Below are 7,881 nucleotides of genomic sequence, written 5' to 3'. Positions count from 1 at the left end.
CATCCCGAACAGAGTAGTTAAGCCCGTTAGCGCAGATGGTACTGCTTTTTTGTGGGAGAGTATGTCGCCGCCTTCTTCTTGAAAACCCCTTCAGTCTACTGAAGGGGTTTTTTTATGCTTATATATGAACCTCTTTATCTTAGGATATAAGAGGTTTTTTTATGCCCAATTCTCAAGGACTTTTGATTTATTATAGAGTTATGCAAGGCTTCCTGCTGTCAGAAATCCTCTTGCGTTGATATTTAGATGAACTTATCTGTAATCTCCAATGCTACTCTACTCTATTTAGGTCTACAAGTTCTACCAGAATTCTTCAATAAAAAAGCAGCCCGAAGGCTGCCTTATTATCTTATGTGATTAGAGGACTATGGCGTAGGTAGATCTCCTTCTCCTTTTATGGGAAGTTTAGAACTACCCATTAAATACTTGTCTACATTATGAGCAGCTTCTCTGCCTTCAGATATTGCCCAGACTATAAGTGACTGTCCTCTTCTCATATCACCGGCAACGAATATATTTTTCACATTCGTGCTATAATCTTTCTTACCCTTGATATTAGTTCTCTCGTCTAATTCAAGGCCCAGCTTTTCACTTAAAGTCTTTTCGGGACCTGTGAATCCAAGGGATAATAAAGCGAGGTCACAAGGCCATTCTTTTTCTGTTTCCGGAACTTCTTTTAATTCCGGGCGTTGTCCAGGTCTTTTTATCCATTCTACCTGAACCGTTTTCAGCCCTTTTAATTTACCCTGAGAATCTTTTACAAACTTCTTGGTTTGGATACTCCAGTTCCTTTCCACGCCTTCCTCATGTGAAGAACTGGTCTTTAAGGTAAATGGCCAGTAAGGCCATGGATTTTCTGAAGATCTTTGCTCTGGAGGAAGTGGCATGATTTCAAAATTGGTTACAGATTTAGCTCCATGTCGGTTAGAAGTTCCAACGCAATCTGAGCCTGTGTCTCCACCACCAATCACGATGACATCTTTTCCTTTGGCACTTAATCTTTCTTCTACTTCATGAAGTCCGTCAACGGCCTCGTTATTATGTTTTAAAAATTCCATTGCCTGTACTACGCCTTCTGCATCAGATCCTGGAATTGGTAACTTCCTTTTTTCAGTAGCTCCGCCACAAAGTACAACAGCATCAAAATTCTTAATTTCTTCTACAGAATAATTTTTACCGACTTCAGTGTCAGTTTTAAACTCGATTCCTTCAGCTTTCATTATATCTAAACGACGATCTATCACTTTCTTTTCCATTTTAAAATCTGGAATTCCATAGCGCAGTAATCCGCCAACCTTAGAATCACGTTCAAAAACGGTCACATGATGGCCGGCACGATTTAATTGTTGCGCTGCAGCTAATCCCGCAGGACCTGATCCAATCACGGCAACCTTTTTATCGGTTCTGTGTGCGGGCGGTTCAGGCTTTATCCAGCCTTCTTTAAAGCCTCGCTCCACAATATACTTCTCGATCATTTCAATGGCCACAGGAGGCTCTATAATGCCTAATACGCAGGCCGACTCACATGGTGCCGGGCACAACCTTCCCGTAAACTCCGGAAAATTATTGGTAGCATGCAGGATCTTCAAAGCTTTTTGCCACTCATTTCTGTAAACGGCATCATTAAAATCTGGGATCAGATTTCCCAAGGGACAACCACTGTGACAAAACGGGATCCCGCAGTCCATACATCTTCCACCTTGTTTCTTTAATTCTTCGGTTGGAAGTTCTTTATGAAATTCTTTATAATTCTTTACCCTTTCTTCGGGTTTTATATCTTCTTCCTGAATACGATCGTATTCTAAAAATCCTCGTAATTCACCCATTCTTATGCTGTTTTAAGATCTACCTCTTCTTCTTTTCTTTTTTCTTCTTCAAGTTTTTGCAATGCCTTTTTATATTCTGTAGGCATCACCTTAATAAAGCCTTTTGAAGCCTCCTCCCAATCATTTAAGATAGCCTTGGCTACTTCACTTTCGGTATATTGATAATGATTAACGATCAACTCTTCCAGTTCCTGCAGGTTTTCTTCTGATGGAGCTTCAAGTTCTATCATTTCCATATTAAAATTATTACGATCCAGAGTGTTTTCAGGATCATAAATATAGGCCACACCACCGCTCATTCCAGCGGCAAAATTCCGACCTATTTTTCCGAGTATTACGGCCACACCACCGGTCATATATTCACAACCATGGTCACCAATACCTTCGATCACTGCTTTCGCTCCTGAATTTCTTACGCAGAAACGTTCTCCACCAATTCCATTGATATAGGCTTCGCCGCGAACTGCTCCATATAATGCGACATTACCTATGATAATATTTTCATTGGATTTGAAAGTTGCTTTTTTAGGTTTCCTGATGGAAAGAACTGCTCCCGAAAGTCCTTTTCCGAAGTAATCATTAGAATTACCTTCAATATTTAGGTTCAATCCTTTTGCGGCAAAAGCGCCGAAGCTCTGACCTGCGGACCCATGAAAATTCAGGGTTAGCGTATTTTTAGGTAAGCCAACTGAACCATGAATTTTTGAGATCTCATTACTGATGATCGCACCTGTGGTTCTGTTCGTATTACTTATAGGATAGCTTAGCGTAACAGGCTCCTTTCTATAAATAGCGGGATGCGCCTGTCTCAAAATTTCAAAATCCAGGACTCCTTCAATATTATGCAGCTGCTTTTCGGTATTTGATAGCGGTACGCCATCCTTGATATTTGGTTTGTAAAGTATATTTGAAAGGTCTATTCCCTGGGCTTTATAATGCTTAATAGCACGGTTCATGTCCAGCTTCTCGCATTGTCCTACCATTTCTTTCATATTTCTAAACCCAAGCTGTGCCATGATTTCCCGCAATTCCTGTGCAATGAAATACATGAAATTAATCACATTCTCTGGAGTACCCTTGAAGTTCTTTCTAAGTTCAGGATCCTGGGTGGCGATACCTACCGGACATGTGTTTAAATGACAGGCACGCATCATGATACATCCAGTTGCTACAAGTGGAGCAGTGGAGAATCCAAATTCTTCAGCTCCCAGTAAACAGGCGATCGCAACGTCACGGCCTGTCTTTAACTGACCGTCGCATTCCACAACAATTCTGCTTCTAAGATTGTTGAGTAATAAAGTTTGCTGAGCTTCAGCAATTCCAAGTTCCCAGGGTAATCCTGCGTGTCTTAAAGATGTTAGGGGGGAAGCTCCGGTTCCGCCATCGTAACCTGAAATAAGCACCACATCTGCCTTTGCTTTTGCAACACCGGCAGCAATAGTACCTACGCCAACTTTTGAAACCAGTTTCACATTGATCCTTGCTTCACGATTTGCATTTTTCAGGTCGAAAATTAACTGAGCCAGATCTTCAATAGAATAGATATCATGGTGTGGTGGAGGAGAGATCAATCCAACATAAGGAGTGGAATTTCTAGTTTTCGCAATATCAGGATTTACTTTTGCTCCGGGTAATTGTCCACCTTCTCCTGGTTTCGCTCCCTGAGCCATTTTAATCTGGATCTCCCGGGCATTGGTTAAATAGTCTATACTTACACCAAATCGCCCCGAAGCCACCTGTTTAATGGCTGAATTTCTCCAGTTTCCATTGATATCCTTCTGAAAACGATCGGCATCTTCACCGCCTTCTCCGGAATTACTTTTTCCTTTGATGCGGTTCATGGCAATGGCCAGGTTTTCATGTGCTTCCTTACTTATAGATCCAAAAGACATGGCCCCGGTCTTGAATCTCTTCACAATCTCGGTCCATGGTTCAACCTCTTCAATAGGAATAGGATTCAATTCCTTGAATTTAAACATTCCTCTTAAGGTCATGAGCTTTTCATTCTGCTCATTGATTATATTGGAATATTCAGTATAAGTTTCATAGCTGTTCTGCTTTACCGCTTGCTGAAGTTTGGCGACGCTGGCAGGATTAAAAACGTGTCTTTCCCCATTTCTTCTCCAGCGATAATCTCCTCCCATTTCCAGGTCCAGATCTGTTTCTGTTTCTGGTGGAAAGAAAGCATGTTGGTAGCGCTTTTGAATTTCCTTTTCAATTTCATACAAACCAATACCTTCAATTCTGGTTGGCGTATTGCTGAAATATTTATTGACGAATTTCTTGTTCAGTCCAAGAATTTCGAAGATCTGTGATCCGCGATAGGAGAGCAGGGTTGAGATCCCGATCTTATTCATGATCTTCACGATTCCTTTACCGATTGCAACATTGAAATTTTCAACGGCTACTTCAGGATCATCCACATCGATCTCTTTTCTTTCAACAAGATCATAGATCACTTCATTCACCATATAGGGGTTGATCGCGCTTGCTCCATAACCAAATAAAGCCGCGAAGTGATGCGGTTCTCTCGGTTCTGCAGATTCGATCACAATTCCGAAGCTGGATCTTCTATTATGATCCTTGGCCCGGTGATGCACAAATGAACATGCAAGGAGTGAAGGGATTGGAGCCAGTTTAGGATTCACATTCCGGTCTGAAAGTATGATCACATTGCAGCCATCATCAACGGCATTCTTAATTTCTGTGATCATTTCCTCGAGGCGATCTTCAAGGCCGTTCATTCCTTTTTCAGCTTCATAAAGCATGGAAACAGATCTGGCTTTAAAGCCAGGATAATCTATATATTTTATCTTGTCCAGATCCTCATTGGAGATGACGGGATTCTGAATTTTAAGTTTTTTAGCCTGTTCTGGAATGATTTCAAAAAGGTTGATATCCTCACCTACAGAAAGGCTGATGTCTGTAACTATTTCCTCACGAATTCCATCAAGCGGCGGATTGGTCACCTGCGCGAAAAGCTGTTTGAAATAGTTGAATAATAACTGTGGTTTATCTGAAAGTACGGCCAGCGGAATATCCGTTCCCATAGAGCCTATCGCTTCCTTGGCCTTGGATGCCATGGGAGAAATAATGGTAGTGATATCCTCATAAGTATAACCAAATAGCTTAAGCCTGGTCATATATGGAATATCCTCCACAGGAGTCTGATTACCGGTATAAGGTACTTCTGCTAAGGGCAGCAGATTTTCATCAAGCCAGTTCCTGTAAGGCCTTTCTGAAACTATTTTTTCTTTTACTTCTTCATCTTCAATAATTCTTCCTTCGATCATATCTACCAGGAACATTCTTCCCGGCTCCAGCCTACCATGTTTTAGTACATTTTCAGGCGCTATATCAAGAACACCGGTCTCAGACGACATCACCACATAACCGTCTTTGGTTACGGTATACCTGGAAGGCCTCAGGCCATTTCTGTCCAAAAGGGCTCCTATATAATTTCCATCGGTAAAAGGTATAGAGGCGGGACCATCCCAGGGCTCCATGATACACGCATTGTACTCGTAAAATGCTTTTTTATTGTCTTTCATGGAAGGATTCTTTTCCCAGGCTTCCGGTACCATCATCATGATGGCTTCGGGCAGGGACCTTCCGGTTTGCAGAAGAAGTTCAAGAGCCATATCCATGGAAGCAGAATCAGATTTTCCATCCATGATCACTGGGATAATCTTCTTCATATCCTCGCCGAAAATATCAGATTCAAAAAGCTCCTCCCTCGCCTTCATTCTACTAAGATTTCCTCTCAGGGTATTGATCTCACCATTATGACACATATATCTGAATGGTTGTGCTAAATCCCAGGTAGGGAAAGTGTTGGTGGAAAATCTCTGGTGTACCAACGCCAGTTTCGTGATCACGTCTGGATCATTAAGATCCTTATAATAATCGTTGATATCCTGGGGCATTAAAAGACCCTTATATATTATCGTATTGGTTGAGAGACTTGAAAAATAGAAATACTCGCTTTGGGCAAGGCCGGAATGCTCCACGGTATGTTCCGCAATCTTACGAGCCGAATATAATTTAGCATTGAATACCCTTTCTTCAACATCTTTTGGTTTAGCAATAAAAACCTGCTCGACAGCAGGCTCCACGTTACTGGCCATTTTCCCCAGGCAGGAATGATTTACCGGCACATTACGCCAGCCCAGTATCTCTAATCCCTGTTTTTTGACTTCGTCTTCGAAAGTGGTTTTACAAATAAGGGCCTGGTTTTTATTCTTGGGAAGAAAAAGCATCCCTACAGCGTATTCCCGAATACCGGGTAATTCGAATTCGCATACTTTTTTAAAGAAATCGTGGGGAACTTCAATTAAGATCCCCGCACCGTCACCTGTTTTTCCATCTGCACTAACTGCTCCTCTATGTTCGAGGCGCACCAGTATATCTATGGCATCGTGTATTATTTTATTAGATCTTTCTCCTTTAAGATTACAAATAAACCCTGCTCCGCAATTATCCCTTTCATTCTGAGGGGAGTAGAGCCCCTGTTCTTTTATTTTCATATCCGTTCCTTCTGAATTATTCTCTTAAAGTTAAACAAAAGCGAAGCAAACCTGAAAATATTAAAGCGCTTTCAATCAAGTTTTTGGGTATTGATAATCTGAGGAATTATTAATGAGAATTTCAGAATTATATCAAATTATTTTACGAATTAAATAATGTAAATAAGGCTGCAAAATCATTGGGTAGGGTAAACCAGTATTTTTTGATTTCTCTAACATTTGTTAAGCCCGAAACAGAAATAAATCATAATTTTGATAAGACAAAAAATGGCCTAGTAAGTTGATAATCAGTATTTGTTAAAATTGGATTAGCCTTCTTTTTTACTAAGTATTGATCCTAATTTCTTATAAAGCCGTATTACCTTTTTTCTTCCTGCTCAACCTACTTTTCTTCTATGGCTGCTAATTTCTTCAATGTTGATCTTAGCAACCAGCATAATATTCCTCCCGGACCAGATTCAAACCATTTTGGTTATTGCCATTTCTTTATGGCAAAGAATTTTACCCCCCTCTGTAAGATTATTAGATACATTTTTTTTTCAATCGCCCGGTCTGCTTTGAGGTTAAACCAGCTATAGGTACTAACCTTAAAACACTATTATTATGGAAGACATTACGATTAGATCCCAGCAGAATAAAAACTGGCTTTGCAGAGTTATAATTCTAATTATACTTTTGGGATATTCTAGTAGTTTATCACTACATTCTCAGGAATTGCCACCACTTCCGCCTCCCGGAGATTGTGTCTCAAATGACTTAGAGGTGGTAGATGCCTTTTTAGACTTGGATGATTGTTTTCAATGTGAGGAAGGCCAGGTAATTAAAGTACCAATTATACTCTCAATTTTCAATAAGACTCAATCTTTTAGGCCAACATTTGCATTTGCAGGGCAATTAGAAGTTACGGATGCCGAAGGGAATGTTACAACAGAGTTTGTCAAAGGTTGTGATGATCAAGTTGGTCTGCCAGCCGGTGAGATAACAGAATTAAGTACTATTCTTGTTGATTATACTTGTGGAACTACATTGAGATTAACAGATGTATATCTGGCCTGGACCGATGCTTCTAAGGTAACTGGTGACGACAGTAAAAATAGTTGTGCGAATTTACTCTCTATTGACAATAAAACTCCTGCAGGCTTTCTGGATATTTCTCCTAAATGTGGTATAGAACCTGCAATTATTGTAAGAACACCATTAGCAGGATCTTCAACATTTACTGACGTAGTCTGTAATGATGATAATGGTCCTAGCAATAATGGAACTGCAACTGCAATACCCTCTGGTGGTGAAGAGCCATATACCTATTTATGGGATGATTCTAATGCACAAACTACCGCAACCGCTACAGGATTGACAGCAGGAAATTACACGTGTACAATAACTGATAAAAATAATTGCACGTTTGACGTTCAGGTAACTATAAGCGATGCTCTGGCCTTTAGTGCGAGTGCGACTCCAACCGATGTTTCCTGTAACGATGATGACGGCAATGCTGCAGATGGAGCCATTGCGGTAGAGGTAACCAA

The 7,881-nt window shown here is 40.6% G+C and carries 3 protein-coding genes and 1 rRNA gene; 2 read left to right on the top strand and 2 right to left on the bottom strand.

What is annotated here, in order from left to right; translation table 11 throughout:
• Positions 1 to 76 (top strand): 5S ribosomal RNA (rrf, locus tag C8P64_RS16755); the annotation flags it as partial.
• Positions 77 to 365: 289 nt separating this feature from the next.
• Here rrf and C8P64_RS16395 read toward each other — a convergent pair.
• Entirely contained in the window at positions 366 to 1,826 is a 1,461-nt protein-coding gene (locus C8P64_RS16395) for a glutamate synthase subunit beta (RefSeq protein ID WP_108173189.1), read from the bottom strand.
• A gap of 2 nt (positions 1,827 to 1,828) precedes the next feature.
• Positions 1,829 to 6,352, bottom strand: coding sequence for a glutamate synthase large subunit (gene gltB / locus C8P64_RS16390; RefSeq protein ID WP_108173188.1), 4,524 nt, complete (start codon positions 6,350 to 6,352; stop codon positions 1,829 to 1,831).
• Between the two features lie 1,026 nt (positions 6,353 to 7,378).
• Between gltB and C8P64_RS16605 the strand changes: the two genes are divergently transcribed.
• Positions 7,379 to 7,881: SprB repeat-containing protein (locus C8P64_RS16605; RefSeq protein ID WP_211307624.1), on the top strand; the 503-nt coding region annotated here is incomplete at its 3' end.

It is taken from the genome of Christiangramia gaetbulicola (genome assembly GCF_003054225.1).
GTDB classification, from domain to species: Bacteria; Bacteroidota; Bacteroidia; order Flavobacteriales; family Flavobacteriaceae; genus Christiangramia; species Christiangramia gaetbulicola.
This window is presented reverse-complemented; position numbering and strand designations above follow the sequence as displayed.

What these genes read in the sequence shown, in the direction of transcription:
- C8P64_RS16395 (WP_108173189.1), bottom strand. Translation starts at nt 1,826, where the DNA reads ATGGGTGAATTACGAGGATTTTTAGAATACGATCGTATTCAGGAAGAA.
- gltB (WP_108173188.1), bottom strand. Translation starts at nt 6,352, where the DNA reads ATGAAAATAAAAGAACAGGGGCTCTACTCCCCTCAGAATGAAAGGGAT.